The sequence below is a fragment of the Bradyrhizobium sp. C-145 genome (assembly GCF_023375135.1).
GTDB lineage: Bacteria > Pseudomonadota > Alphaproteobacteria > Rhizobiales > Xanthobacteraceae > Bradyrhizobium > Bradyrhizobium zhanjiangense.
The window spans coordinates 8,731,738-8,756,736 of sequence record NZ_CP088150.1 but is presented as its reverse complement, the minus strand read 5'-3'; the positions used below and the strand labels follow the sequence as shown (position 1 = coordinate 8,756,736).

25 protein-coding genes and 1 pseudogene are annotated in these 24,999 nt (G+C 59.5%); 16 read left to right on the top strand and 10 right to left on the bottom strand.

Going from position 1 to position 24,999, the window contains the following annotated elements:
- Window positions 1-84 precede the first annotated feature (84 nt).
- The 7 genes and pseudogenes from LRP30_RS41220 to LRP30_RS41195 form a co-directional block, all read right to left on the bottom strand.
- Window positions 85-258: a helix-turn-helix domain-containing protein gene (locus tag LRP30_RS41220; RefSeq protein WP_249758517.1), complete on the bottom strand. Its 174-nt coding sequence runs from the start codon at window positions 256-258 to the stop codon at window positions 85-87.
- 14 nt (window positions 259-272) lie between these two features.
- Window positions 273-404 carry a hypothetical protein gene (locus LRP30_RS45150; protein ID WP_256477646.1) on the bottom strand — a complete coding sequence of 44 codons (132 nt, stop codon included), beginning with the start codon at window positions 402-404 and terminating at the stop codon, window positions 273-275.
- Window positions 405-592: 188 nt separating this feature from the next.
- Window positions 593-1,990, bottom strand: a complete 1,398-nt coding sequence (locus tag LRP30_RS41215) for an NAD(P)(+) transhydrogenase (Re/Si-specific) subunit beta (RefSeq protein ID WP_249758516.1) — start codon at window positions 1,988-1,990, stop codon at window positions 593-595.
- A gap of 39 nt (window positions 1,991-2,029) precedes the next feature.
- Complete coding sequence (locus LRP30_RS41210) at window positions 2,030-2,347, bottom strand: proton-translocating transhydrogenase family protein (protein WP_212239004.1); 318 nt, start codon at window positions 2,345-2,347, stop codon at window positions 2,030-2,032.
- An 11-nt stretch (window positions 2,348-2,358) separates the two neighbouring features.
- Window positions 2,359-3,486 (bottom strand): Re/Si-specific NAD(P)(+) transhydrogenase subunit alpha, encoded by a 1,128-nt coding sequence (locus LRP30_RS41205; RefSeq protein WP_249758515.1) that lies wholly within the window; start codon window positions 3,484-3,486, stop codon window positions 2,359-2,361.
- Window positions 3,487-3,608: 122 nt separating this feature from the next.
- Window positions 3,609-3,827: pseudogene (locus LRP30_RS41200) on the bottom strand (SDR family NAD(P)-dependent oxidoreductase); the annotation flags it as partial.
- A gap of 24 nt (window positions 3,828-3,851) precedes the next feature.
- Window positions 3,852-5,027: an acetyl-CoA C-acetyltransferase gene (locus tag LRP30_RS41195; protein ID WP_249758514.1), complete on the bottom strand. Its 1,176-nt coding sequence runs from the start codon at window positions 5,025-5,027 to the stop codon at window positions 3,852-3,854.
- A gap of 619 nt (window positions 5,028-5,646) precedes the next feature.
- On the opposite strand from LRP30_RS41195, the gene LRP30_RS41190 reads away from it, so the two are divergent.
- The 8 genes from LRP30_RS41190 to LRP30_RS41155 all read left to right on the top strand — a co-directional run bounded on the left by LRP30_RS41190 (window position 5,647) and on the right by LRP30_RS41155 (window position 13,442).
- Window positions 5,647-6,618 carry a LysR family transcriptional regulator gene (locus LRP30_RS41190; RefSeq protein WP_249758513.1) on the top strand — a complete coding sequence of 324 codons (972 nt, stop codon included), beginning with the start codon at window positions 5,647-5,649 and terminating at the stop codon, window positions 6,616-6,618.
- A 181-nt stretch (window positions 6,619-6,799) separates the two neighbouring features.
- Complete coding sequence (locus LRP30_RS41185) at window positions 6,800-7,777, top strand: nitronate monooxygenase (RefSeq protein WP_249758512.1); 978 nt, start codon at window positions 6,800-6,802, stop codon at window positions 7,775-7,777.
- 349 nt (window positions 7,778-8,126) lie between these two features.
- The gene (locus tag LRP30_RS41180) at window positions 8,127-9,017 is read left to right on the top strand and encodes a LysR family transcriptional regulator (RefSeq protein ID WP_249758511.1); all 891 of its coding nucleotides are present in this window, start codon (window positions 8,127-8,129) and stop codon (window positions 9,015-9,017) included.
- 510 nt (window positions 9,018-9,527) lie between these two features.
- A complete protein-coding gene (locus LRP30_RS41175) occupies window positions 9,528-10,952 on the top strand; it encodes an MmgE/PrpD family protein (protein WP_249758510.1) in 1,425 nt (474 codons plus the stop codon).
- 28 nt (window positions 10,953-10,980) lie between these two features.
- Entirely contained in the window at window positions 10,981-11,211 is a 231-nt protein-coding gene (locus tag LRP30_RS41170) for a tautomerase family protein (RefSeq protein WP_044999827.1), read from the top strand.
- A 15-nt stretch (window positions 11,212-11,226) separates the two neighbouring features.
- Window positions 11,227-11,412 carry a tautomerase family protein gene (locus LRP30_RS41165; RefSeq protein ID WP_092117106.1) on the top strand — a complete coding sequence of 62 codons (186 nt, stop codon included), beginning with the start codon at window positions 11,227-11,229 and terminating at the stop codon, window positions 11,410-11,412.
- 145 nt (window positions 11,413-11,557) lie between these two features.
- Window positions 11,558-12,667 carry an enolase C-terminal domain-like protein gene (locus tag LRP30_RS41160; protein ID WP_249758509.1) on the top strand — a complete coding sequence of 370 codons (1,110 nt, stop codon included), beginning with the start codon at window positions 11,558-11,560 and terminating at the stop codon, window positions 12,665-12,667.
- 346 nt (window positions 12,668-13,013) lie between these two features.
- Window positions 13,014-13,442 carry an ester cyclase gene (locus LRP30_RS41155; protein WP_249758508.1) on the top strand — a complete coding sequence of 143 codons (429 nt, stop codon included), beginning with the start codon at window positions 13,014-13,016 and terminating at the stop codon, window positions 13,440-13,442.
- A 289-nt stretch (window positions 13,443-13,731) separates the two neighbouring features.
- Here LRP30_RS41155 and LRP30_RS41150 read toward each other — a convergent pair whose 3' ends face one another.
- Both LRP30_RS41150 and LRP30_RS41145 read right to left on the bottom strand, forming a co-directional pair.
- On the bottom strand, window positions 13,732-14,121 hold the full coding sequence (locus LRP30_RS41150; protein ID WP_249761944.1) for a tautomerase family protein: 390 nt from the start codon (window positions 14,119-14,121) through the stop codon (window positions 13,732-13,734).
- A 147-nt stretch (window positions 14,122-14,268) separates the two neighbouring features.
- Window positions 14,269-15,768, bottom strand: a complete 1,500-nt coding sequence (locus LRP30_RS41145; RefSeq protein WP_276017364.1) for a CoA-acylating methylmalonate-semialdehyde dehydrogenase — start codon at window positions 15,766-15,768, stop codon at window positions 14,269-14,271.
- Window positions 15,769-16,383: 615 nt separating this feature from the next.
- Here LRP30_RS41145 and LRP30_RS41140 point away from each other — a divergent pair.
- From LRP30_RS41140 to LRP30_RS41110, 7 genes are all read left to right on the top strand, one after another.
- On the top strand, window positions 16,384-16,704 hold the full coding sequence (locus LRP30_RS41140) for an antibiotic biosynthesis monooxygenase (RefSeq protein ID WP_249758506.1): 321 nt from the start codon (window positions 16,384-16,386) through the stop codon (window positions 16,702-16,704).
- A gap of 126 nt (window positions 16,705-16,830) precedes the next feature.
- Window positions 16,831-17,598, top strand: coding sequence for an alpha/beta hydrolase (locus tag LRP30_RS41135; protein WP_249758505.1), 768 nt, complete (start codon window positions 16,831-16,833; stop codon window positions 17,596-17,598).
- 126 nt (window positions 17,599-17,724) lie between these two features.
- Window positions 17,725-18,570, top strand: a complete 846-nt coding sequence (locus LRP30_RS41130; RefSeq protein WP_249761943.1) for a cytochrome b/b6 domain-containing protein — start codon at window positions 17,725-17,727, stop codon at window positions 18,568-18,570.
- Window positions 18,560-19,348 carry a molybdopterin-binding protein gene (locus LRP30_RS41125; protein ID WP_249758504.1) on the top strand — a complete coding sequence of 263 codons (789 nt, stop codon included), beginning with the start codon at window positions 18,560-18,562 and terminating at the stop codon, window positions 19,346-19,348. The genes LRP30_RS41130 and LRP30_RS41125 overlap by 11 nt, the downstream gene beginning before the upstream one ends.
- Before the next feature lie 212 nt (window positions 19,349-19,560).
- The gene (locus LRP30_RS41120; RefSeq protein ID WP_249761942.1) at window positions 19,561-20,445 is read left to right on the top strand and encodes a LysR family transcriptional regulator; all 885 of its coding nucleotides are present in this window, start codon (window positions 19,561-19,563) and stop codon (window positions 20,443-20,445) included.
- A 285-nt stretch (window positions 20,446-20,730) separates the two neighbouring features.
- Window positions 20,731-20,988 (top strand): hypothetical protein, encoded by a 258-nt coding sequence (locus tag LRP30_RS41115; RefSeq protein ID WP_249758503.1) that lies wholly within the window; start codon window positions 20,731-20,733, stop codon window positions 20,986-20,988.
- Window positions 20,989-21,102: 114 nt separating this feature from the next.
- Window positions 21,103-21,930 (top strand): TIM barrel protein, encoded by an 828-nt coding sequence (locus tag LRP30_RS41110; RefSeq protein ID WP_249758502.1) that lies wholly within the window; start codon window positions 21,103-21,105, stop codon window positions 21,928-21,930.
- 51 nt (window positions 21,931-21,981) lie between these two features.
- On the opposite strand, the gene LRP30_RS41105 is transcribed toward LRP30_RS41110, so the two are convergent.
- Window positions 21,982-23,286, bottom strand: a complete 1,305-nt coding sequence (locus LRP30_RS41105; RefSeq protein ID WP_249758501.1) for an adenylate/guanylate cyclase domain-containing protein — start codon at window positions 23,284-23,286, stop codon at window positions 21,982-21,984.
- 552 nt (window positions 23,287-23,838) lie between these two features.
- Between LRP30_RS41105 and LRP30_RS41100 the strand changes: the two genes are divergently transcribed.
- Entirely contained in the window at window positions 23,839-24,966 is a 1,128-nt protein-coding gene (locus LRP30_RS41100; protein WP_249758500.1) for an acyl-CoA dehydrogenase family protein, read from the top strand.
- Window positions 24,967-24,999: the final 33 nt, after the last annotated feature.

The window sequence follows — 24,999 nt, the reverse complement described above, 5'->3', positions numbered from 1 at the left end:
AGGACTGATAAAATGCTCGCGGCATTTGCGGCCTTTCAGTATTTGTTCCGAGCGAGGCCGTTTTGGAGACTGTGCGCCCGCTAGTCAGTCGCGCTGGTTTTCCAGGCGTTTCTCGAGCCGATAGCCGACGCCCCACTCGGTGATGAGCAGGCGTGGCTGATTTGGGTCCGGCTCGATCTTCTGGCGGACCTTACGCACCAATACACGAAGGTACTGGATGTTATCCCACTGGCTACCAATCCAAATTTCCTTGAGCAACTGATCGTGGGTGACTACGAGCCGGACATGCGTTGCCAGAGGTCGGGCAGTCTGAACGCTGCGGTCTTCAGGTCGTCAGCGGCAATCTCCGCTTCGACGACCGAAAAGCTATGGATCTCGAAGCCGGAACGCAGGAAGCTCTGCACCTTCGGTTCGCCTTCGATCAAAGGACGACGCTATCCGCCTTACCGATCATGGCAGGCGCTAATTAGGTTCGGAAAGGCTGTTGCGGATGGCGAGGAGCCGGGTTGCCGAAACCCATCGCTATCTCCGAGGTGGTTTGAACAATACGTAAGCGAGGTGGTAGATACCTTCGTATCCAGAGCTGGCTCCCTTACATCGCCTTAACGATGTTCTCGGTGACCTTCTTGGCGTCGCCCAGCAGCATCATGGTGTTGTCGCGGTAGAACAGCGGATTGTCGATACCGGCATAGCCCGAGGCGAGCGAGCGCTTGATGAACATCACTGTCCCGGCCTTCCAGACCTGGAGCACAGGCATGCCGTAGATCGGCGAGGTCTTGTCCTCTTCGGCCGCCGGGTTGGTGACGTCGTTGGCACCGATCACGAAGGCAATGTCGGCCTGCGCGAATTCGGAGTTGATGTCCTCGAGCTCGAACACCTCGTCATAGGGCACGTTGGCCTCGGCCAGCAGCACGTTCATGTGGCCGGGCATGCGGCCCGCGACCGGGTGGATGGCGTATTTCACCTCGACGCCTTCCTTCTTCAGCAGGTCGGCCATTTCCCGCAGCGCGTGCTGGGCCTGCGCCACCGCCATGCCGTAGCCGGGCACGATTATGACCTTGGAGGCGTTCTTCATGATGAAGGCCGCATCGTCAGCCGAGCCGAGCTTGGCCGGCTTCTGCTCGCCCGTACCGCCGCCGGCCGCAGCCGTTTCACCGCCGAAGCCGCCGAGGATGACCGAGATGAAGGACCGGTTCATCGCGTGGCACATGATATACGACAGGATCGCGCCGGAGGAGCCGACCAGCGCGCCGGTGATGATCAGCGCCGAATTGCCGAGCGTGAAACCGATGCCGGCCGCGGCCCATCCCGAATAGGAGTTCAGCATCGAGATCACGACCGGCATGTCGGCGCCACCGATCGGAATGATCATGAGCACGCCGAGCGCCAGCGCCAGTATGACGATCATCCAGAAGTCGAACGCGCTGCCGGAGATCACGAGCCCAACGATGAAGAATACCAACGCGACGGCGAGCGCGATGTTGATGATGTGGCGGAACGGTAAGATGATGGGCGCGCCGCTCATCCGCGCGGACAGTTTCAGGAACGCGATCACCGAGCCGGTGAAGGTCAGCGCGCCGATGGCGACGCCAAGGGACATTTCAACAAGGCTCTGGCCATGGATATTGCCGGGCGTGCCAATGTCGAACGCTTCAGGCGCGTAGAACGCGCCGGCGGCGACCAGCACCGCGGCCATGCCGACCAACGAGTGGAAGGCAGCGACCAGTTCCGGCATCGAGGTCATCGGCACGCGGCGGGCGATGACCGCGCCGATGGCGCCACCGATGGCGATGCCGACGATCACCAGCACCCAGGCGAGGCCGTCCGCCGGCGGATGGTTGGCGAGCGTGGTGGCGACCGCGATCGCCATGCCGATCATGCCGAACAGATTGCCTTGGCGCGACGACGCCGGGCTCGACAGCCCGCGCAGCGACAGGATGAACAGCACCCCCGCCACGAGATACAAGAATGCAGAGAGATTGGCGCTCATCTCAGGTCCCCATTGATCCCATCAGCCCGAGGTGGCCGCTCACTTCGACTTCTTCTTGTACATCCCGAGCATGCGCTGAGTGACAAGAAAGCCGCCGAAGATATTGATGCAGGCAAAGATCAGCGCCACGAAGCCGAAGGCGCGGGCCCAGCCCGAGCCGCTCGAAACATTCGCGACGCCGCCGGCGAGCAGCGCGCCGACCACGATCACCGAGGAGATCGCGTTGGTGACGCTCATCAGCGGCGTGTGCAGCGCCGGCGTCACCGACCACACCACGAAATACCCGACGAACACGGCGAGGACGAAAATCGACAGCCGGAAGACGAAGGGGTCGACGACCTGTGCAGCATGCTCCATAGCGGTTCTCCTTAGACCTTCGGCTGGAAGTTCGGGTGGATCACGGCGCCGTCCTTGGTCAGCGCGGTGGCCTTGACGAGCTCGTCGTCCCAGTTGACGGCGAGCTTCTTCTCTTTCTTGTCGACCATGGTCTCGATGAAGGAGAACAGATTGCGGGCATAAAGGCTGGAGGCCGAAGCCGCGACGCGGCCGGCGACGTTGGTGTAGCCGACGATCTTGATGCCATCGAGATCGACGACCTCGCCGGGCCTCGCGCCCTCGACATTGCCGCCGCGCTCGACGGCGAGATCGACCAGCACCGAACCGGGCTTCATCGACTTGACCATCTCGCCGGAGACGAGCTTCGGCGCGGGCCGGCCCGGGATCAGCGCGGTGGTGATGACGATATCCTGCTTCTTGATGTGCTCGGCGGTCAGCGCGGCCTGCTTGGCCTGATACTCTTTCGACATTTCCTTGGCGTAGCCGCCGGCGGTCTGCGCGTTCTTGAACTCCTCGTCCTCGACGGCGAGGAATTTTGCGCCGAGCGATTCGACCTGCTCCTTTGTCGCCGGCCGAACGTCGGTCGCGGTCACGACGGCGCCCAGGCGCCGCGCGGTCGCGATCGCCTGGAGGCCGGCAACGCCGACGCCCATCACGAACACCTTTGCAGCGGGCACGGTGCCGGCGGCCGTCATCATCATCGGGAAGGCGCGGCCGAAGGCCTCGGCACCCTCGATCACGGCGCGGTAGCCGGCAAGGTTCGCCTGCGACGACAGCACGTCCATCACCTGCGCGCGGGTGATGCGCGGCATCAATTCCATCGCGAAGGCGGAGACGCCGGCATCGGCCATCGTCTTCAGCGCGGTCTCGTTGCCGTAGGGATCCATGATCGCGATGACGAGCGCGCCGCGCTTGTACTGCGAAAGCTCCGAGGCCTCGGGGCGCTTCACCTTGATGATGATGTCGGCGTCTTTGAGCGCGTCGGCGCTGACGGTGGCGCCGGCCGCGGCGAATTCGGAATCCGGTAGGCCCGATTTGAGGCCCGCGCCCGGCTCAACGGCGATCTCGGCGCCTAACGCCTTGAACTTCTTCACCGTATCGGGCGAAGCGGCGACGCGCGGCTCCGACGGGTCGATTTCTTTGGGAATGGCGATCTTCATATCCAACCTGTGAATTCAAATGGTGAATTGGGCGCACGCATTCGCATTCGGAAGCTGCGCATCGCATACGAACTGCAGCACATTCAACTCAGATATTGGCCGCCATGGATAATCAGCGTCGAACCGAGCTCAGCCTCGGCCTTCCTCACGCCGTCTGCGCATGCCTCGAACGAGGCGACGTCCCATTTGTATACGGAAATATTGGTCTCGGCCTTCTTCTCTGCCGCAGCGTCACTCCCCGCGTAGCTCGCCGCCCCCATGTAGCCTACCGCTTTCAGCGCCCGGCCGATCGCTGCCCCAATGCCCCACATTGCGCCTGTCACCAATGCAAAGCGCATCATCTCGAATCCTCCCGCTAAGCAGGTTCAGTTGCGTGCAACGCACATGGCGATGCCCATACCGCCGCCGATGCACAGCGTGGCGAGGCCCTTCTTAACGTCGCGCTTCTGCATCTCATGCAGCAGCGTCACCAGCACGCGCGCGCCCGCTGCGCCGATCGGATGACCAATCGCGATCGCTCCGCCATTGACATTGACCTTGGCCGGATCCCAGCCGAGATCCTTGTTGACCGCGCAGGCCTGCGCTGCGAACGCCTCGTTGGCCTCGATCAGGTCGAGGTCGGCGATATTCCAGCCGGCCTTCTTCAGTGCGGCGCGGGAGGCGGGGATCGGACCGGTGCCCATGATCTTGGGATCGACGCCGGCCTGGCCCCACGAAACGATGCGGGCCAGCGGCTTCTTGCCCTGGCGGGCGGCTTCCTTGGCGGTCATCAGCACGAGCGCGGCGGCGCCGTCATTGATGCCCGAGGCGTTCCCGGCGGTCACGGTGCCATCCTTCTCGAAGGCCGCGCGGAGCTTGCCCATCGCATCGAGGGTGGCGCCGTGGCGGGGATACTCGTCGGTATCGACCACGACGTCGCTCTTACGCGACTTGATGGTGACCGGGACGATCTCGTCCTTCTTGCCGGCCTTCTGCGCGGCCTCGGCCTTGTTCTGCGAAGCGACGGCGAACTCGTCCTGCTGCGCGCGGGTGATCTGGTACTGTTTGGCGACGTTCTCGGCGGTATTACCCATGTGGTAGCCATTAAAGACGTCCCACAGGCCGTCCTCAATCATAGTGTCGATCAGCTCAAAGCCGCCCATCTTGACACTGCTGCGCAGATATTGCGCGTGCGGCGCCATGCTCATGGATTCCTGGCCGCCCGCGACGACGATCGAAGAGTCACCGTTGAGCAGCGCCTGATAGCCGAGTGCCACCGAGCGGAGGCCTGAGCCGCAGAGCTGGTTGACGCCCCAGGCTGGGCTTTCCACCGGAACGCCCGCCGCGATCGAGGCCTGCCGAGCCGGGTTTTGGCCCTGCGCTGCCGCAAGGACTTGGCCCATGATGACTTCGGAGACCTGGCCCGGTTCGATCCCGGCGCGCTCAAGCGCTGCCTTTATGACGACTGCGCCAAGGTCATGTGCCGGGGTAGTAGCGAAGGCTCCGTTGAAGCTGCCGACGGGGGTGCGGGCGGCACTGACTATAACGATTTCGCTGGACATCAAGATTTCATCCCTTTGAGTGCGATTTTGTAGAGCGGCCCGCTTGCGTAGCCGACTAGTTCGATTTCTCTTTTACGTAACGACCGGATGCGGGCCATCGGATTCCGGCGCGAGAATGGTTCCGGCCTCGTTCTCTTCCATGACCGCTACGGCAAACTCCGTAACCGCGCACTAAGGCCCGAATGTTTTCGCGTCGAAACGCTGTCTGGGCTGATCGACATCAAGGGTAGCTCGCAAAGCGAGTCTATGAACTTGGTGTGTCCAAGCGAAGCGATTTGAACTGAAGGCGGTATCTGCCGCGCCGATAGGACTGGCGGCGATGATCAAGGGCCGATCGATAAGCGGTGATGAATAGCTTCGATGGGCCGTGCGAGGTTACCAGTAGAGCGGGCGGAATCCCATGTACGCCCCCCCGCCAATCTCCTGAAAAGATAGGGCTATCTCGAAAAAGCGTTTGATGGTAGCGCCAGCGGCTGCCTAGCCTCAATCAATGTCGTCGCAGAAGCTGCGGCGGACAGTGCGGGAAAGAGTTCACGATTTGCCCGGGATTTGTCGAGCTGAGCATACCTCGTTCGCACACTTAGGCGCTGATTGACATCAAGTTTCAAGTGGTGGGTAAGTGGACCGTATCGACGCTATGAAGATCTTCGTTGCCGCCCTCGATGAAGGAGGCTTGAGGAAAGCGGGACGCAAGCTGGGACGATCGCCTGCTGCGATAAGCCGGGCGCTCGCCTCTCTTGAGGCTCACGTAGGCGTTACGCTCCTTCACCGTACGACGCGCTCGTTCAAGCTAAGCGAAGCGGGCGAGCGCTATGCGATCGTATGCCGCCGCGTTATTGCAGATCTCGAGGAGGCCGATCTCGTCGCGGCGGGTGAACGGTCAACCCCGCGTGGTATATTGACGATAACCGCTCCGGTCGCGGCGGGGGAAGATATCCTGCGTCCGGTATTGGACGAATTCATGGACATCTATCCAACCGTCTCCGTCAGACTATTTTTGCTGGATAGACCGGTCAAGCTTATCGATGAAGGCATGGATATCGCCTTACGCATTGGCAATTTGACAGATTCCACGCTCGTCGCGATCCGGTTAGGAGAAGTTAAGCGTGTTGTAGCGGCATCGCCCCGCTATTTGTCAATGCATCCGAAAATCGAAGAGATCGGTGATCTCGCAAAGCACAAGATCATTGCAATGACGCACTTCGGAATCGATTCGTGGACCTTTCCACCGGCGAAAGGATCGTCGATACCGCGTTCGGTTCATTTCACGCCGCGCTTCGTGGTGAATAGTGTTCGTGGCGCCATTGCCCCGGCCGTCGAGGGGCGAGGTATCACCCGGCTCTTCTCGTATCACATTGCGGAGCAACTTTCGCAAAATAGGCTACAAGTCCTGCTCAGGCAGGATGATGCTTCCGCGATCCCTCTGCATCTGATTTCGCCACAGGGGCGGCTTGCCGTCCCCAAAGTGCGGGCTTTCGTCGATTTTGCGGTACCTCGTCTCAAAGCGCAATTCTCCCGCCTCTCGACCGATGCCGTGGTTCAACAGGGCGGCACTCGTGCGTGCCGCGAAAGAGTGTTTTCCGACCAGTGAGTATTGGCGACGTCAGGCATCTACGAAACAATCCAGCGAGTGTCGGTGCCGGGCGGTTGCTCAGGCGACGAACGTCTGAAGAGGAGACGCTAGTGACTGTTTCGGGGGACCGGGTGGACGAGAAGTCAAATGGCAGAGGACGCCAAAGCTTAGCCGGCCTAACAGTCGAAAGGATGGGACGATGATCCGTACCCGGTTGACGAAGTTGTTTGGTATTGAGCACCCAATCATCCTTGCGCCGATGACGCCTGCCGCGGGCGCAGACCTGTCCAGCGCGGTTGCGGCCGCCGGCGGGCTCGGCCTGCTTGGCGGCGGTTATGGCGACCGCGCCTGGTTCGAGACGGAGTCAGCGAAGATCACGCGCCACGATGTGGGATGCGGCTTCATCACTTGGTCAGTTGCAAAACAGCCGGAATTGCTGGACTTCGCAATAGAGCGCCATCCACGCGCGATCATGTTGTCCTTTGCTGATCCGGCACCATTCGCGAAGCGCATCAAACAGGCCCGGGTACCACTCATTTGCCAAGTTCACACGGTCGATCAAGCGCGGCGAGCCGCCGATGTCGGAGCCGATGTCGTCGTAGCGCAAGGCACGGAAGCAGGCGGCCACGGCCAAACAGCCCGATCGACGTTGCCGTTCGTCCCGACGGTGGTAGACGCTCTGAGCAAACACGCTCCTGACGTCGTCGTTGTTGCCGCGGGCGGGATCGCTGATGGTCGAGGTCTTGCTGCGGCTCTAATGCTTGGTGCCGAAGGCGCTCTGATGGGGAGCCGTTTTTGGGCAACAAAGGAGGCCCTTATCCATCCGAATGCCAAGGCCAAGGTGGTGGCGGCTTCGGGCGATGAGACAATACGAACCAGCGTGTACGATATCGTAAGGCAGAGAGCCTGGCCGGAAGGATACACTGGGCGGTTGATGAAGAATGAGTTCATCGAAAAGTGGCATGGCCGCGAAGAAAAGTTAAAGGCTCTACAGGCCGATGAATTGGAGAAGGTGGAGGAGGCGTCGCGCGTCGGCGATTTCGATGTGGCGAACGTGACTGTCGGGGAGTCAATCGGTATGATTCATGACTTGCCCGCGGCAGGTGACGTAGTGCGCCGTGTCGTTGCCGAGGCCCAAGAGAGGCTCGCCAAGTACGCCGGTGCATCATTGGAGTGACCGAATGGGGTGGGCTGACGCGCCCCCTCCAACGCAGCGAAGCCGTTAGGACCCTTCGCGGTGCACTCGTTTCGTTGTGGGGCCAGCACCGTTGCGATCTGCGCCCAGCTGCTTGATGGAGGACGAATCCTTAGAAGAGGGCCTCGACGGTAATCGTTGTCATCGTACCGATATCTGTTTTTGAGATATCGGTATTATTTCTAGTGATAGCTTGTCGCAGCCGGTCTGTGTTCGAAAACAGGCATAAGCGTTCGGATTCGGCCTTGTAAAACGGGTGGCTTGGATCAAGATAATCACTCGACCAAGCGCGTTGATGCCGAACCGTTCGCTTTAGAAGATAGGGCTTGTTATGGACGCAACCGACCTAAGGGTTTTTGAGGCAGTTGCCCGGCACGGCAGTATGAACCGAGCGGCGGCTGAGCTGAACACTGTCCAATCTAACGTCACTGCGCGCGTAAGAGCGTTGGAGCTTGAGCTTGGTATTCAGCTATTCCAGCGGCATGCACGCGGCGTGAAGGTCACGCCGGCCGGGCGCCGCATGCTCCCCTTTTCGGCACGCATAACCAAGCTTCTCAGCGACGCCAAGGCGGCCGCAAGGGATGACGGCACCCCAAGTGGCGTCCTTGAAATCGGCACTCTCGAAACGACCGCGGCGATTCGGCTTCCATCCGTGCTTGCGAGCTTCACCAAAGCTTACCCAAAGGTTCGTCCAGTAGTGACGACCGGGACGACCTGCAGTCTCATCGAGGACGTTGTCGAATGCAGACTGGAGGGGGCGTTTGTCGCAGGGCCGGTCGATCATCCAGATTTGCAACAGGAGTGCCTATTTCGGGAAGAACTCGTCTTGGTAACGCCTCGCTCAATTCGAGCCATCGAAGACCTTTCCTTGATCAACGAACTGAAAACAATCGTCTTTCGTGTTGGTTGCTCCTATCGAATAAGGCTTGAGAATCTATTGACCAAGGCGGGAATACTTGTGGCGCAGCCTTTGGAATTCGGCTCGATAGACGCCATCCTCGGCTGCGTGGGGGCGGGCGTTGGAGTTACACTGCTGCCCAAGGGAGTGGTTGTTGCGGCGTGGCGAGACGGCCAAGTCGCCGTGCATGAACTGGAGTCTGAATTTTCCGAAGTGCAGACCGTCTTCATTCGGCGCACAGATGCCTACGTCTCTAGTGCACTCTCTGCCTTTCTTCAGATTGTGCGGCCGGGCACCGAGTTGCATGTGGCGGCTGCCGAATGACCCGGTTCGTTGCGAGGCGCCGAGTTCCAAACGGAGATCGTCCGGGCGTTTTGCATTCTGGTCATTGTTGCCTGGGACCGAGACGACGGCCAGCCGCGCGCTGACGAAGTAGGGTCGATCTTCTCGCAAAACTTCGATGCTTGCTTTAGGCCCGGAATCCGCGAGCTACATTTAGTCGGCAAGATGGTATTTCATCGTGGCAGGTGTGAGCGACGTGCCCGGCCGTTGCCGATTGTCGCGGTACGCGGATCTGATGTGTTCGTGCCTGAGCAGCAACGATAAGAGATTGCTCGATCGCCGGAATTGATGGCGTTGTTTCCTGGGCGGTACCACCCTGCTCAATTCCGTTGCCTGATGCGGGCCCCTTTAACCAACGAGCTCTGCACCTCGACGAGCAATCTGCGGTGCAGATTGCCTTCTCGAATCTATTCGTTTGCTGATCTCAAATGAGGAAGGCACGCTCCACCAAAGACCAGTTCAATCGTGTGGGACTCCGCCAAGGACGTTTACATGTTGATGAAAAATGCGACTTCCGTATCCACAGTAAACGCCATCGCCGGCTTTGCCGACCGGGCTGCTGCGACATCTCTAAAACCTGACGCGCGCAAGCTCTACAAACGAAATATTCTGGATAGCTTGGGATGCGCGATCTCCGCGCTGCCGGGGGCGCCGTTCGCGGCGCTCCGCGAGCAGTTTGCCGAGTACCGGTCCGGCGGATCGTGCACGCTGATCGGCGGCGGTAAGACCGCTCCGGACCAGGCCGCCCTATATAACTCTGGGTTGGTGCGATATGTCGACCTGCTTGACAGCTACATGTCGCCGGGTGGACTCTGTCATCCCAGCGACAATTTCGGCGCGATTCTGGCTGCTGCGGAGCACGCCAAGGCATCCGGCGAAGACTTCATGCTCGCCCTTGCGGTAGCATACGAAATCCAATGCCGATTTACCGCCGTTGTCCCCGTCATGGCGAAGGGGTTTAATCATGCAATTCAGCTCGCAATATCCGCTGCCGCTGGAGCAGGAAAGCTGTTCGGGCTGAACGCCGAGCAGATCGCGCATGCAATCTCGATCGCGACTGTTGACAACATTTCTCTCACTTGCGTTCACGTCGAGCCGGTATCACAGTGGAAGGGTTTCTCTCCCGGAATGACCGGGATGCGTGCAGTCTATTCCGCATCGCTCGCTAAGCGCGGCTTCACTGGTCCATCCGGGCTGTTTGAGGGACCGAACGGCTTGCTGCGAATGTTTGATCAAAAGATCGACGTTGATTGGTCGGATGACTCGCTCGAGATCATCAAGCTTACGATCATGAAGAAATTCTGTTCGCTCATTCACGGTCAGCCGGTTCTCGAAGCCGTGCTCAAGTTGAAACGGGACAATAAGTTGGCGGCCGGCGATATCGAGGCCGTCCGTTGCGACATCTTTCAGTCAGGTTTTGACATCGCGGGCGGCGGCGCATTTGGCTCAAAAGACAGACCGCAGACCAAGGAGCAGGCGGATTATAACCTGAAGTACCTGATTGCGGCTGCGCTTTTGGACGATGAAGTCGGGCCTGCGCAGCTCGAGCAGGCGCGTGTCCAGGCTGACGACGCGCAAGCCCTATTGAGCAGGGTAACGATAGCTCCGGACGATGCCTTCACCGCCAGATATCCGCACGAGCTGAACACCCGGATCGCTATCAAAGCCAAAGACGGTCGTACCTTCGATCGCGAGCAGCTTGGATACGAAGGCGGCCTCGGCAACCCAATGTCATGGGAACGCACGGTCGAGAAGTTTAATTGGCTGAGCGAGCCATTTGCGGATGCAGCACTACGCAACAGCATCATCAAGGCGGTCGAAAAGATCGACGAGCGGCCGATCTCTGATTTGATGGATATCCTCGGAAAAGTGAACCCCAAGGCGGTCCACCCTGCGATCCACCCCGGAATTCAATAATCATTCTCGTCAACGAAGGAGTAGCACGATGTCAATGATTTCTTGCGACATGCGGTATGGCCGCTCGGATGAGCAAAAACGCGCTCTTTCGGCCGGCCTGCTGCGTGTCGTTAGCGAAGCCACCGGTGAACCGGCCAACAACATCTTCTTTGTCATCAGAGAGGGGCGAGGCATCAACTTCGTCGAGCACGGGCAACACCTACCCGAGTTTGTCGAAGGCAATGCCAACGACAAAGAGCTCATTGCTCGCCTGAAATAGGAAAGGGAGGCAACTATGCCCTACATTGAATGTCATATCGCAGCGGGTCTCACCAAGACCCGTAAGACGCAGTTGATCCGTGACATCGTGAAGGTTACCCACGAATCGATCGGCTCCGATCCGAAGATCATCAATGTTCTCCTGTTTGAGCATCCCGCCGACAACATGAGCATTTCCGGAAGGATTCACGGCGAGGAATAGCTTAACTGGCAGGAAGCGGTTTCGAGCGGCCTCGCCAGCACAGCCCAGGCTAAGCGCAGCAGCCCGGGTAAGATAGGTGCGGGCTGCCGAGTGGGGGGCGCCTCGCTTGTCGGTCCGATATCCCGAAACGTAGTGAAAGATCAAAATGACGAACGGCGTGAGTACCGCAGGGCAACGAATTCGCTCGGTAACGACCCGCGGAGTGATGGTCCCGCTGAAGTTTACGCTGGGAACGAGCGCGGCCGTTGTGAGGGCAGTGCCGCTGTTGCTCGTCGATTTGCTGAACGAAGATGGCGTAACGGGCAAGGCCTACACGTTTTGCTACCGGCCCTCGGGCGCGACTGCCATATCCTCACATCTGAACGAGGCGGTCGAACTCCTCAAGGGCAAGAACGCCACACCTTTTGAGGCATCGCAGACGCTCGCGCGCCAATTTGCACTACTCGGCGTGACCGGTGCCGTGCGGATGGCTCTTTCACTGCTCGATATGGCCATGTGGGACGCGGCTGCGCAGATGCATCGTGCTCCGCTGTCCGCGCTACTCGGGTCAGGGCCTAAATCGCTACGCGCGTACGACAGCCGCGGGCTTGGGCTGATGGAGCCGGATAGCCTTGCCAAAGAGGTGAGGACGCTTCTGGAGAGCGGTTTAGGAGCGGTTAAGGTCCGGCTCGGATACCCCACGCTTTTTGAGGACTTGGCCGCGTTGGGGGCTGTCCGCAAGAGCGTTTCCGGCGCAGATATTGCGATCATGGTGGACTACAATCAGGCCCTGTCACCCGCGGAAGCAGTTCTTCGTGGACGAGAGCTGGAAAAAGAGGGGATCTACTGGCTCGAAGAGCCGATAGCCCACGATGACTATGTGGCGAGCGCCGCACTGGCGCGTGAACTGAAGGTTCCGGTCCAGATCGGCGAAAACCTCAACGGCCCGGATGCTCTGTTGCGTGCCGTCACGACCGGCGCGAGCGACTACGTCATGGTCGACGTCGCGCGGATTGGCGGTGTAACCGGCTGGCTGCATGCGGCCGGCATCGCTGCAGCCCAGGGTATCGAAATGTCGTCGCATCTGATGCCGGAGGTCAGCACGCATCTTCTTTGCGCTACGCCCACCGCCCATTGGCTTGAGTATGTTGATTGGGCAGATGCGATCGTCGAAGAACCATTGAAAATTCGCGACGGAATGGTTCTCACGCCGGAGAGTGTCGGCAGCGGGATCTCATGGGACGAGGCCAAGCTAAAGCGCCTTGCTGCAATCTGAGTCCGGCTAAAGAAGACCCCTAACGCCATGGCTCCCGAAACGCACGAGTTGTTGCGGAGCGTATCAGTCGGACGGATACTAGATCGTCAGTAAGAGCTCTAAGCAGTGAGGTTCGAGCGATCGTTTCGCCTGATATCGGCTCTCTGAAAGACTCGTCGGCTACAACAAAAAGTGGTTTGGCCACCAGGAGATATAAGTGCCAGTTTGCCGCGCGTTCCGCTCCTACATTCGACGGCGGGAAATGTGATGATCAGATCGGGGAAACGTTATGGATCGAAGGAATCTCTTGAAGACGGTTACGTTGGCGGGATCGGCACTTGCCTTGCCGGCACTTGTCGCGCCGGCCATGGCGGACAAGAAGAGCGCAGCCGCACCGTTGATTGAAAAGTTTGCAGCGACTTTGAGCGCGCACGACCTCACGGCGTTCGCCGCGCTGTTCTCTGATAATTACGTCAACCACCAGCTCAGCGCGGCCGCACCGCCGCCGCCGCAGGGTAAGTCGCCGAAGCAGGGGACGGTGGCAGTTTTTACTGCGCGGCTGGCGGGAATACCGGACCTCAAGGTGGAGATCGAGGCCACGGTCGCGTCGGGCGATCGTGCGGCCGCAAGCTTCGTCTATAGCGGCAGCCATAACGGCCCGCTTTCGGGAGTTGCGCCGACCGGTCGCGCGCTCCGATTCACCTCCTGCGATATCTTCAGGGTTCAAGGCGGCCTTATTGTCGAGCATTGGGGCATGGGCGATATCGCCGGAGTCCTGGCGCAGTTGAAGGCCTGACCAGCAACTGTTCAAGCCTTCGCCTCAGTGTTTGCGAGAGTCACATCTCCTCAGGTCACGCCCGGCTAAAACGGGCTATTTCAACCAGCGGGATTGTGATCCTAAATTCAGCACCGCTGGGGACTTCAAGGGCCAGTTTTCAGCGCCGTCGGGACACTCGATTTCGTGCCCGACGGCGTAATTTTTTTGATGATCGGCAGACAGGTGCCGCGAGCGGCGTCATCCGGCCGCTGGCAAGCCAAAAATTGATCCCAAGTTCCTTTTGGGCCAACCGTTGGGCTTCGACAGGTTAGAGCTCACCCGTGAGAAACTGGGCACGTCCCAGCCCAAATGACCAATCCTCATCGGTGTTCGTTACGAACGTCACGACAACGTCGCTTGGCGAAATACCGCATTGATCGGCAAGCCGTTCCACCAACGAACTATAGAATATTTGCTTCATCACGCGGCTGCGAGGGCGAGTCGTGACTTGAAGGACAAGCATGTTGGGTGTGCGCTTGATATCGAGTCCCGTGTCCTCGATGATCATTCTTGAAGGCGGGTGCTCCCTCACGATTTGATAGCGGTCGCGATGAGGTACGTTGAATGTGTCGACCAACACCTCATGGGTGACGTCTAGTATCTTTTTGAGCTGCCGTTCCGAACGTCCCTCAACAAGATCGAAGCACAAAAGGGGCATCATCCATTCTCCGTGTCGCTATGGGTTGTCGCTTCGTCTTCGAGAGCGCGATCGCGGCTGTAGATCGAGTGTTGAAACCGACGAGCTTTCGCCGCCGTTTTCCGGGCCGGCCCGCCGCCTTCTTCTGCAGCGGGCCGGGTATTACGATCAGGACATGGTGGGCATCACGAACTCGGCGCCGGCGCGAATGCCGGTTGGCCAGCGGCTCGTGATCGTCTTCATCCGGGTATAGAAGCGGACGCCTTCCGGGCCATGCATATGATGGTCGCCGAAGATCGACGCCTTCCATCCACCGAAGGAATGGAACGCCATCGGCACCGGGATCGGCACGTTGATGCCGACCATGCCGATCTTGATCTTGTGCGCGAACTCCCGCGCCGCGTCGCCGTCGCGCGTGAAGATCGAGGTGCCGTTGCCGAACTCGTGCTCGTTGATCATGCGTGCGGCGGTGTCGTAGTCGGGCGCACGGGCGACGGATAGGACGGGGCCGAAGATCTCTTCCTTGTAGATCTTCATGTTGGGCGTGACGTGATCGAACAACGACCCGCCGATGAAGTAACCGTCTTCGTAGCCCTGCATGTTGAAGCCGCGGCCGTCGACCAGCAGTTTGGCACCCTCTGCGACGCCGGCGTCGATATAGCCGCGGACCTTGTCCAGATGCTGCTTGGTGACCAGCGGGCCCATTTCGGCCTCCGGATCCGTACCGGGCCCGATCTTGAGGCTGCGGATCTTCGGCTCCAGCGCGGAGATCAACCGGTTCGCGGTTGTCTCGCCGACCGGCACCGCGACGGAGATCGCCATGCAACGCTCGCCGGCCGAGCCAAAGGCAGCGCCCATCAGGGCATCGACTGCCTGGTCCATGTCGGCGTCCGGCATGATGATCATGTGGTTCTTGGCACCGCCCAGCGCCTGGCAGCGCTTTCCGGTGCTGGCAGACGTCTCGTAGATGTACTTTGCGATCGGCGTGGATCCTACAAAGCTGATCGCCGAGATGTCGGGATGATGCAGCAGCGCGTCGACGGTCTCCTTGTCGCCATGGACCACCCCGAAGACGCCGTCGGGCAGGCCCGCTTCCTTGAGCCACTCCGCGACGATGACGGATGCCGATGGATCGCGCTCGGAGGGCTTCAGGATGAAGGCGTTGCCGCAGGCCAGGGCCACCGGAAACATCCACATCGGCACCATGGCGGGGAAATTGAACGGCGTAATGCCGGCGACCACGCCGAGAGGCTGGCGCATCGAGTAGCTATCGACGCGCGTCCCAACATTCTCGGTGATCTCGCCCTTCAGAAGCTGCGGGGCGGCCGTCGCGAACTCGACGACCTCCATGCCGCGCTGAATCTCGCCGACCGCGTCGGAATGGACCTTCCCATGCTCGGCGACGATGACGTCTGCCAACTGGCTGGTGCGTTCCTCGAGAATTCTGAGGAACCGGTTGAGGATCCTGGCCCGCCGCAGCGGCGTCGTCGCCGCCCATCCAGGTGCAGCTTTCACTGCCGCCGCGACTGCATCCGCCACATCCGCGGCGTTCGCGATCGGCACCGATGCGGCCTGTTCGCCTGTTGCAGGATTGAACACGAACGATGACCGCCCGTTGCGGCCAGCGACGCGCTGGCCATTGATATAATGCTGAACTTGCGTAACCACGATGAACCTCCTTGTTACCCGCAAGCGCCATATGAAGCGCTCAAGTCTGCACATCAACGAGAACTATCGCGCATTCGTTGTGCAGAAATTCAAGTCGGGGAGCGCGTAATCAGCAGTGATTCGGCATTTGCGTGGATCGTCACGGTAGGCACTCGGATCACATCGACGAAAACCAGCCATTGTTTCGAATTCAGCAACACTTATTACCGCCCGACGAGGATTTATCGGCCAAGTCAAAAAGACCAACCGACCTATCGAGTGGCGGTCGCTAAGATAAGCTGACGGCGTTGTCGATCGTTTGGACCCAACTTGAGACGTTGCCCGCGCTAGACTCGCACCGGGCGGCGCATTCAATCTGCTTCGCTTCGCACTGGCATGGCAGATTGTAGGCAGGTGCACGGCCCGCTCGATCCGCAAATCCTGGAGATATTCGAGCGGAGAGTTGCCCAGCACGCTCGGCATTCGGCGCGCCAGCGTACGCCTCCTGGTGGCGAGCTCCGCGGCGCCTGATCCGGTTTGGCATAATCCGTATCGAAAATGGCAATCCTGCCAATACGCGCCGAACCACTTATCTCATAAGGATGCGTCCACTTTGGAGTTTTTGGCGATCAACGAATGGAGAAAAACATGCCGCTCAAGTGCGGATTATTCGTCCGGTTGGAAGCCAAGCCCGGCAAGGAACGGGCCGTGAAAGATTTTCTTGTCAGCGGCCTTGATCTGACAAATCAAGAGGCGGGCACGCCAGTCTGGTTTGCTCTGCAGCTCTCGCTGACGACGTTCGGCGTGTTCGATGCCTTTACCAGCGAAGAAGATCGTCAGGCACATCTTGCTGGCAATATGGCCAAGGCCCTGATGTCGCGGGTCGAGGAAATGCTGGCAAAGCCGCCGTCAGTCGAACCTGTTGACGTTCTGGCCGTCAAGAATCAGCCGGCCTGATCCTCGCGTCTGCCAAGCCGGACGCGGACTCGGCCTCTATCAACCCTGATTAGCCATCACCGGACACCGCCCGGCACCGAGATGGCCCTGCGAAGCGGGCAAATTGAGACTTACCAGGAGACTCCAATGTCCTTACTACGAAAGACTTCCGCGCTCGCGCTCGTGCTTGCCATGACTGGTGCGGTCGCCCACGCCGAGACGAAACCGGCTGCGAAGGACGTCGTCATCGTCCATGGCGCACTGGCGGATGGCTCCGGCTGGCGCGCCGTCTACGACATCCTAACCAAGGATGGCTTCCATGTGACGATCGTGCAGGAGCCGCTCACCAGCCTCGCCGAGGACGTCGATGCCACCAAGCGCGTCATTGATCAGCAGACCGGTCCCGTCGTGCTGGTCGGTCACAGCTATGGCGGGTCGGTGATCACGGAAGCCGGCGCCGACCCTAAGGTCAGCGCCCTGGTCTATGTGGCCGCCTTGCAGCCCGACAAGGGAGAGGCCAGCGGCGCGCTGATGTCGAAGTTCGCCGCGCCGAACGATGCCATGCGGGTCTCCGTCAACAAGGCTACACCGGACAATAAGTATTTCTTCATCCCGGCGGCGAAGTTCCGGGAAACCTATGCCCAGGACGTCCCGGCGGAGCAAGCTCAGTTCATGGCCGACTCGGAGCAGCAGCTTGCCCAGAAGGCCATGGGTGCACCACTCTCGGTGGCGGCCTGGCATAACAAGCCCAGCTACGCCATTCTGACCACTGAGGACCATGTGATCAGCCCTGAGCTTCAGCGCTGGATGTACAAGCGTTCGGGCGCCAAGGTCACCGAAGTGCCCGCAAGCCACGCTGTTTTCGTCTCGCAGCCTGCCGCGATCGCCCGCGTGATCGAGGACGCAGCGAAGTAAATGAAGAAACTGGCGACCACGCCGCTGATCGCCTCATTTCGCCCAGAGTGCGCATACTTTGTGGTCGACCGACACGCGAAGTATGTGCGCCGAGCAGGCAGCGCGTCCGAACCGTCGGAGCATGATATGGCCCCCGTTCCCAGCACTAATCGGCCCGTCGCCGAGCGCTGGTACCTCCGCCATGCCGCGCTGGTACGTATCACGCATTGGATCAACGCGGTCTGCTTCACACTGCTCCTGATGAGCGGACTGCAGATCTTTAATGCCCACCCGGCGCTCTATTTAGGCGAGCGATCGGACTTTGACCATCCAGCCATGTCGATCCAGGCGCGCCTGTCCGAGGACGGCCTCGTCGGAGAGACAATGATCGCTGGCCATTCCTTCGATACGTCAGGCGTACTTGGCATCTCGAGCGAGGACGGCCAAATCTCACGGCGCGCCTTTCCAAGCTGGATCACTATCCCGAGCAACCAGGATCTGGCGACTGGCCGGCGTTGGCATTTTTTCTTTGCCTGGCTGCTGGTTCTGAATGGTCTCGTCTATTTTGCCTGGGGCACCGTAAGGCGGCACTTTGACCGAGATCTTCTTCCCAGCCGCCGAGAACTCAGCCATGTCGGGAGGGAGGTCCTTGAGCATCTGCGCCTGCGCTTCCCACGCGGTGAGGCAGCGAAGCGGTACAATGTGCTGCAGCAGCTCAGTTATCTCCTGGTTGTCCTCGTCCTCTTCCCGTTGATGATCCTCACGGGCCTCACCATGTCGCCCGGATTAGACAGCGCTGTGCCGCAACTGCTCACGATTTTCGGCGGGCGCCAGACGGCGCGGCTGATTCACTTTGCCGCCGCATCAAGCCTCGCGCTCTTCGTCATTGTGCATCTCGTGATGGTGTTGGTCTCAGGTGTCCTGAACAATCTGCGCTCCATGATCACCGGCTGGTACGATCTCGGCAGTCCGAGGACGCCCGATGTCACATGAACATCCGCGGCGCCGCGATTTGTTGAGGGCATTCGCAGCAATCGGCGGCCTCGCTTTGTCGGGCTGTGACGGCGTCGCCGCCGGACCGCGCTTCCGCTCCGTCCTCAATGTCGCAAGCAGCCTCACCTATAAAGTGCAGCGCTTCCTCATTGGGGCTCATCGGCTCGCGCCCGAATATAGTGAGGCCGACATCTCCCCGACGTTTCGCCCCAATGGTTCAATTGATCCGCAGGACGAGGACTACCTCAAGCTCGTCGGCAATCATTTCACCGATTGGCGCCTGAAGGTTCATGGTCTCGTTGAACGCGAACTGTCGCTGTCGCTTGAGCAATTGCGTGCCCTGCCCACACGGACCCAGATCACACGGCATGATTGCGTGGAGGGCTGGAGCTGCATCGCCAAATGGACCGGCGTACCGCTCAAGGAACTTCTGTTGCGTGCTGGCGTAAGGTCAGAAGCGCGCTTTGCCGTATTCCATTGTGCGGACAACTTGGACGATGGCAGCGAGTCTGTCGATCCCGAGAAGACCCGCTACTATGAGAGCATCGATCTGATCGATGCCGCGCATCCGCAGACGATTGTCGCATATGATATGAACGGCGCGCCGCTGACCGTCCGCCACGGTGCACCGCTACGACTGCGCGTCGAGCGGCAGCTCGGCTATAAGATGGCGAAATACATCATGCGTATCGAGCTGGTGCAAAGCCTCTCCGGCCTGCATGGCGGCCAAGGCGGCTATTGGGAAGATCGCGGCTATGAGTGGTATGCGGGAATCTGAGCAACTCCTCATAAGCCGCCCGAATCCTAGTCTGCTTCCCGCCGGCAAAGCCAGAGGTCGGCACTGGACGTCGCGGCGAGCAAGCGGCTATCACCTTTCGCTTTTGGCGCCGAAGGCGTAGCCCTGCTTGTTTCCACAGATTCGATATGGAATGCTGAAATCTGCAATCATTGAGAATAGTTCTTGGTGTACCTTGCGAAAACTTGAACCCGATGGATTGGGACCGCATCCGCATATTCCTGGAGGTCGCCCGCACGGGGCAAATTCTCGGTGCCGCCCGGCGGTTGAGTGTGAATCACGCGACCGTCGCCCGGCAACTCACCGCGCTTGAGCAGGAACTTAAAACCCGGTTGGTCGAACGGCGTACAACTGGCTGTGTCCTGACAAGCGCAGGCGAGGCCCTCGTCGCCGCGGCGGAGCGTGCCGAATCCGAATTCCTTCAGGTCGGCACGCAGCTTGGCGGCTCGGCGGACGCCATCTCAGGTACGGTCCGTGTCGGCGCCCCAGATGGATTGGGCAACTACTTTCTAGCCAGCCAGCTCGGTGCGCTTGCCGCGCAGCACCCCGACCTGCTCATTCAGCTAGTTCCGCTGCCGCGGACATTCTCGCTGTCGAGGCGGGAGGCCGACATTGCGATCACCTTGGATCGTCCGAAGCAAGGGCGACTGATTGTCAAAAAGCTTACGGACTATACGCTTAGTGTTTACGGTGCAGAGAGCTATTTGAAGCGCTTGGGACCAATCCGAAAGCAAGCCGATCTCGCCGGCCATCTTTTCGTGACGCACGTCGAGGATTTTGTCTACAGCCGAGCGCTCGACTACGCGTCTTCGCTCGGAAAAGTCATGACCAGGCACTACGAATGCGGGAGCGTCGTGGCGCAGATGGAGGCGGTGAGGGGCGGTCACGGCGTCGGTATACTACACGACTACGCTGCGCGACGGTTTCCGGAGCTCAAGCGACTACTGCCGGAGATCAGCTTTGTACGGAGCTATTGGCTGATTTCGCATCCCGACACTCACCATACCCGCAGAGTGTCGGAGGTTCACGCGCACATCGTGGCGAGGGTGCGCGCGGCCCGCCGGGAATTCACGAATTGAACAGGTTACCTCTCCCCACATTGTGTGATTCCTCACTGTTTCGCTTTCCGGAATAGAAGTTTCCGCCCAACGACCGTCCGAACATAAACGGGGGCGGTATATTTGGTGCGCCGGACACCAAGTCAATAATATCAGGAGATTATCTGAATGCTGGATGATGCTCCTTGACGATCGGCATCGATCACGTTGGACTTACCGTGAGAGACGTCGCGCTCTCGCGGGGCTTCTTTTGCGAGTGCCTCGGCTGGAGAGTGTTCGGAGAAAATCAAGGCTACCCGGGGTATTGTGACGCTCTGGCAGGTCGATGATCCGGCGAACTGCGTGCCGTTCGACCGTCGCGGCAATGTCGGTTTACATCACCTCGCATTGAAGGTTGTGAACCTCAGTGCGCTTGAAACACTGCACACACGTGCGTTAGCGTGGCCCGGCACCGTGATTGAATTTGCGCCGCAAAGATCGAGCAAGGGTACCAAGATGCGCTTCATGGTACGTGAGCCAGATGGTACGCGGATCGAATTCGCCTGCATCTCTTCTGCCCAATAACGGTTTCAGTTACTCCGTAGCTCAATGTTTGCAGTAGCCACCGCAACGGTCATACTGTTCGATATGCCGCGGATCCAGAATGCAGCGTACCAACTCCAATTGGAGAGAATTGCCATGCCGCGTTTCGCTGCCAATCTCCACTATCTCTTCAACGAGGTACCGTTCCTCGACCGGTTTGCCGCTGCTGCCCGCGCCGGGTTCCGAGGGGTGGAGTTTCAGGTGCCCTATCAATGGCCTGCTGCTGAACTTGCGTCCCTGCTTAGCGAATATCGGTTGGAGCTCGCTTTAATCGATACTCCTCAGGGAAACTGGGATGCCGGCGAACGCGGTCTGGCTGCATTGCCGGGCCGGGAAGACGAATTTCGCGCCGGGGTCGAGCTCGCTGCCGATTATGCGCAGGCGATGCAATGCGGTGCGGTCCATCTTATTGCCGGCATTGTACCACCTGAAACGGATCCCGAAGCTGCGAAAGCGACGTACCTGAAAAATCTGGCGCACGGTGCGCAGGTTCTCGGGAAGCGAGGTATCGCCGCTGTTATCGAACCAATAAACCCGCTGCAAGGCGATATCGATGGCGGAGAGACGTACACGACCTATGGCATGCGCGGATTCTATTTAACGCGCACCGAACAAGCTCTACGAGCGATCGAGGCGGTAGGTGACCACAACCTTCATCTCCATCTTGACGTCTACCACATGCAGCTCACGGAAGGACACCTCGCCGATACGATTACCCGGAACATCCGGCGCATCAAGCACCTCCAAATCGCAGGCGTACCCGGACGTAACGAACCGAGCCGCGGTGAAATCAACTATCCGTACCTGTTCGATCTGATCGACAGGCTCGAATTCAGCGGTTGGGTAGGGTGTGAATATCGTCCATTCGGCGAGACCATGGCAGGCCTCGGCTGGGCGGCGGCATACGGTATCGGACGTCCATAGCCTCGCCGGATCCAGGCGCTCCATCTTCGGTGCGGCGGCGGTTTCTGCTCTTTACGCACTGGCTGCAAAGAGGTCCCATCGGCCGGGAAGGCCTTTGAACTCATGCGCGCCTCGTTGGTCGAACCTTAGTCCTGCTCCCGCTACAAGATCCGAGACCACGCGGGATACGAGGACTTCGTCCGGCGCGGAATTAGCCATGACGCGGGACGCTGCGTGAACGGCGATGCCACCGATGTCGCGGCCTCTGACCTCGATTTCTCCCGTGTGCAGGCCCGAACGCAGGGGCAAGCCCATCTGCCTAGCTGCGGCCGAAAACGCCAGCGCACAGCGTACGGCACGGCCAGGTCCGTCGAAGGTGGCGAGAATGCCGTCGCCGGTGCTCTTGATCAGGTTGCCGCGGTGCCTTTCGATCATCAGGCGCGCGAGCCGATCATGTTCGTCCAATAGCCGACGCCAGTTCTGATCGCCCATTTCGGCAGCGCGGCGGGTTGAATCGACGATGTCCGTGAACATTACGGTCGCCAGGATCCGCTCCAGGTCGGCCGATTCGGTCTCGCGATGGCCGATGATGAACTCCTCTATGTCCCCGAGCAAGGCCTCGACGTCGCCTGACCAGAAGGCATGATCGCTGCCGGGATATTCTGTATATGCGGCATCTGGAATATGTGCCGCGAAATCGCGTCCTTTCTGGACCGGGACCAGCGCATCGTTCGTCCGGTGCAGGACGAGTGTTGGAGTACGCACGGTTGGCAGGATATCGCTCACGTCGATCTGCAAATTCAACAGTTGGAGGGCTTTCATTGCCCCGGGACTGGCTGACAGGCGCTCGAACTTGGCAAACTTCGCAACCGCTTCAGGATCGGATGCCCTGCTGGCCATTACCTCTCTCATCAGTGCCCCGGTTCCCCAATACTTCATCCGCTCCTGAACGACCAACTGTGGGTCAGCGTCGGGGAAAAGCTCGGTATAGCGGACAAACGCTCCAAACAGAACGAGGTGTGAAACGCGCTCGGGATAGGATGCCGCAAAGACGGCGCTCATTGCGCAACCTTCAGAAAATCCCAGCAGGGCAGCGCGCTGTACGCCAACGGAGTCCAGAACGGCGCGAACGTCGTCCATGCGCTCATCGAGCGTGGGAGCGCCAGATATTTTGTCCGAAAGCCCCTGGCCACGCTTGTCAAACGTGATGACGCGCGAAAATTTTGAAAGACGCTGCAAGAATGCCGTGTATCCGGGCATTTCATGCATGAATTCGACATGCGAAACGATTCCAGGAATTGCGATGATGTTTATAGGACCGTCTCCCATGGTCTGGTACGCGACGCTTACGTCCCCGCTCATCGCGTAACGCGTCATGGGCAGTTCCAAGTAGCTCATCGGGGTGGGCGTCTCCGCGCGCATGTCTTCAACGGATGCATGGTAACACCGCTGGAATCGCTGCGCGAGTTCCGTTCGTATCATTCGCGTGCTTGTGAGCGCGAAGGTGCTCGTAGCCTCAAACGCAAAGACCCGCGATGGACGATAACCCAGCGGAGCCGATCGACTTCGAAAGTTTGTCAGTTCCGGCTCGCGCTCCCGTGGATGGCGCGGTCAAACAAACGGACGGTGTCAGCTCTCGACATATCTCAAATAGAGATACGGCTATCTCAAAAATGCGCTTGATGGCGACGCCGGTGACTGCCTAGCCTGAACGGGGCCGGTCGCAAATTTTGCGAGAACGAAGGGTACCGCTCAAGATAGCGGGATCTAATAGGTACCCGATGGGAGTTCGAACGCACCGGTAAATTCCGCACCCAGCATGCACGCCACCAGGCTGCCTACGTATTGCGGCTGAATGTCGTTCAAAAACCTCAAGCGCCAACCCGACCAGCGGACGTGACCAGGCCCGCAGCTTCCTATGGAAGATTGATGAACATAACAACGATCGCGGAGGAGTTCGCTCGGACGAGGATCTTGTCGAGAGCCCCAGTTTGGGAGAAGTCGCGCGCGATGGCCACGGCCGAAATCCGTGAAGCGATCAATGCGGGGATTGGATCAATCAGAATCGGTGCTGACTATGGCGGCCTGGGTCTCGATTATTCCTCCACAGGAGCCGTCCTGCGAATCCTAGCCTCCGCTGACTTCGCGTTCGCGTTCAGCTTAGCGGTTCACAGCTCGGTTGCCGGTTCGATATCGGAGCACGGATCGCCTGCTCAGATCGCTCGATACCTTCGCTCTGTACAGTCCGGAGAGTTGATCCTGTCCGTGTGCATAACCGAACCCTCTGCAGGCTCTGATGCCGCCGCCATGCGAACGACAGCGACGCCTGATAAAGGCGGCTGGCGCATAAGTGGATCTAAGGCATGGATTACCAACGCCACGTCTGCCGATCTATTTCTTGTGTACGCCCAGACCGCCCCGGAAGCCGGACCAGCAGGCATTGGGGCGTTTCTCATCGAGCGGAATTGTCCCGGCCTTTCAATCACAGCCGCCTATGATCTTGTCGGATGCCATTCTATGGGTCTTGCCGGCGTCGAACTCGCCGGCTGCTACGTTCCGAATGAAGCGCTGTTTGCCCCTCCTGGTGAGGGGTTCAAGCGGGCAATGAGCGGGATTGATGTGGCGCGCACGTTGGTCAGCGCCATGTGTTGCGGCATGATGGAAGCAAGCCTCGCATTCGCAATAGAGGCAACGGCCGAGCGTTCAGCTTTTGGTTCAAGGACGATCGACTTTCAAGGGGTGCAATGGATGTTGGCCGACGTCGCCACAGATCTTTCGGCCTCGGAGCTGCTCTTCAAGGCTGCTGCATCGAAGCTTGATCGAGGGGAGCGGGCGACGATTGATGCTGCGCACGCTAAGAAGTTTTCTACAAAAGTAGCGTTGAGCGCAGTCACTCAATGTATGCAGCTTAGTGGTGCGCGTGGGCTATTGGCCGAGACACCCATCTCGCGCCATCTCGCTGGCGCTAAAGCTGCCCAGTACCTGGATGGAACAACAGAGATACAGAATGTTGTCATCGCAAGGTCTCTTCGGCCGCGCGTAAATCAAGCTTTGTAGGTTTCAATGGAGCTTCCGCGCCGGATAGCGCAA

What these genes read in the sequence shown, in the direction of transcription:
- LRP30_RS41215 (WP_249758516.1), bottom strand. Translation starts at nt 1,990, where the DNA reads ATGAGCGCCAATCTCTCTGCATTCTTGTATCTCGTGGCGGGGGTGCTG.
- LRP30_RS41210 (WP_212239004.1), bottom strand. Translation starts at nt 2,347, where the DNA reads ATGGAGCATGCTGCACAGGTCGTCGACCCCTTCGTCTTCCGGCTGTCG.
- LRP30_RS41205 (WP_249758515.1), bottom strand. Translation starts at nt 3,486, where the DNA reads ATGAAGATCGCCATTCCCAAAGAAATCGACCCGTCGGAGCCGCGCGTC.
- LRP30_RS41195 (WP_249758514.1), bottom strand. Translation starts at nt 5,027, where the DNA reads ATGTCCAGCGAAATCGTTATAGTCAGTGCCGCCCGCACCCCCGTCGGC.
- LRP30_RS41185 (WP_249758512.1), top strand. Translation starts at nt 6,800, where the DNA reads ATGATCCGTACCCGGTTGACGAAGTTGTTTGGTATTGAGCACCCAATC.
- LRP30_RS41180 (WP_249758511.1), top strand. Translation starts at nt 8,127, where the DNA reads ATGGACGCAACCGACCTAAGGGTTTTTGAGGCAGTTGCCCGGCACGGC.
- LRP30_RS41175 (WP_249758510.1), top strand. Translation starts at nt 9,528, where the DNA reads ATGTTGATGAAAAATGCGACTTCCGTATCCACAGTAAACGCCATCGCC.
- LRP30_RS41170 (WP_044999827.1), top strand. Translation starts at nt 10,981, where the DNA reads ATGTCAATGATTTCTTGCGACATGCGGTATGGCCGCTCGGATGAGCAA.
- LRP30_RS41165 (WP_092117106.1), top strand. Translation starts at nt 11,227, where the DNA reads ATGCCCTACATTGAATGTCATATCGCAGCGGGTCTCACCAAGACCCGT.
- LRP30_RS41160 (WP_249758509.1), top strand. Translation starts at nt 11,558, where the DNA reads ATGACGAACGGCGTGAGTACCGCAGGGCAACGAATTCGCTCGGTAACG.
- LRP30_RS41155 (WP_249758508.1), top strand. Translation starts at nt 13,014, where the DNA reads ATGGCGGACAAGAAGAGCGCAGCCGCACCGTTGATTGAAAAGTTTGCA.
- LRP30_RS41150 (WP_249761944.1), bottom strand. Translation starts at nt 14,121, where the DNA reads ATGCCCCTTTTGTGCTTCGATCTTGTTGAGGGACGTTCGGAACGGCAG.
- LRP30_RS41140 (WP_249758506.1), top strand. Translation starts at nt 16,384, where the DNA reads ATGGAGAAAAACATGCCGCTCAAGTGCGGATTATTCGTCCGGTTGGAA.
- LRP30_RS41135 (WP_249758505.1), top strand. Translation starts at nt 16,831, where the DNA reads ATGTCCTTACTACGAAAGACTTCCGCGCTCGCGCTCGTGCTTGCCATG.
- LRP30_RS41130 (WP_249761943.1), top strand. Translation starts at nt 17,725, where the DNA reads ATGGCCCCCGTTCCCAGCACTAATCGGCCCGTCGCCGAGCGCTGGTAC.
- LRP30_RS41125 (WP_249758504.1), top strand. Translation starts at nt 18,560, where the DNA reads ATGTCACATGAACATCCGCGGCGCCGCGATTTGTTGAGGGCATTCGCA.
- LRP30_RS41120 (WP_249761942.1), top strand. Translation starts at nt 19,561, where the DNA reads ATGGATTGGGACCGCATCCGCATATTCCTGGAGGTCGCCCGCACGGGG.
- LRP30_RS41110 (WP_249758502.1), top strand. Translation starts at nt 21,103, where the DNA reads ATGCCGCGTTTCGCTGCCAATCTCCACTATCTCTTCAACGAGGTACCG.
- LRP30_RS41105 (WP_249758501.1), bottom strand. Translation starts at nt 23,286, where the DNA reads ATGACGCGTTACGCGATGAGCGGGGACGTAAGCGTCGCGTACCAGACC.
- LRP30_RS41100 (WP_249758500.1), top strand. Translation starts at nt 23,839, where the DNA reads ATGAACATAACAACGATCGCGGAGGAGTTCGCTCGGACGAGGATCTTG.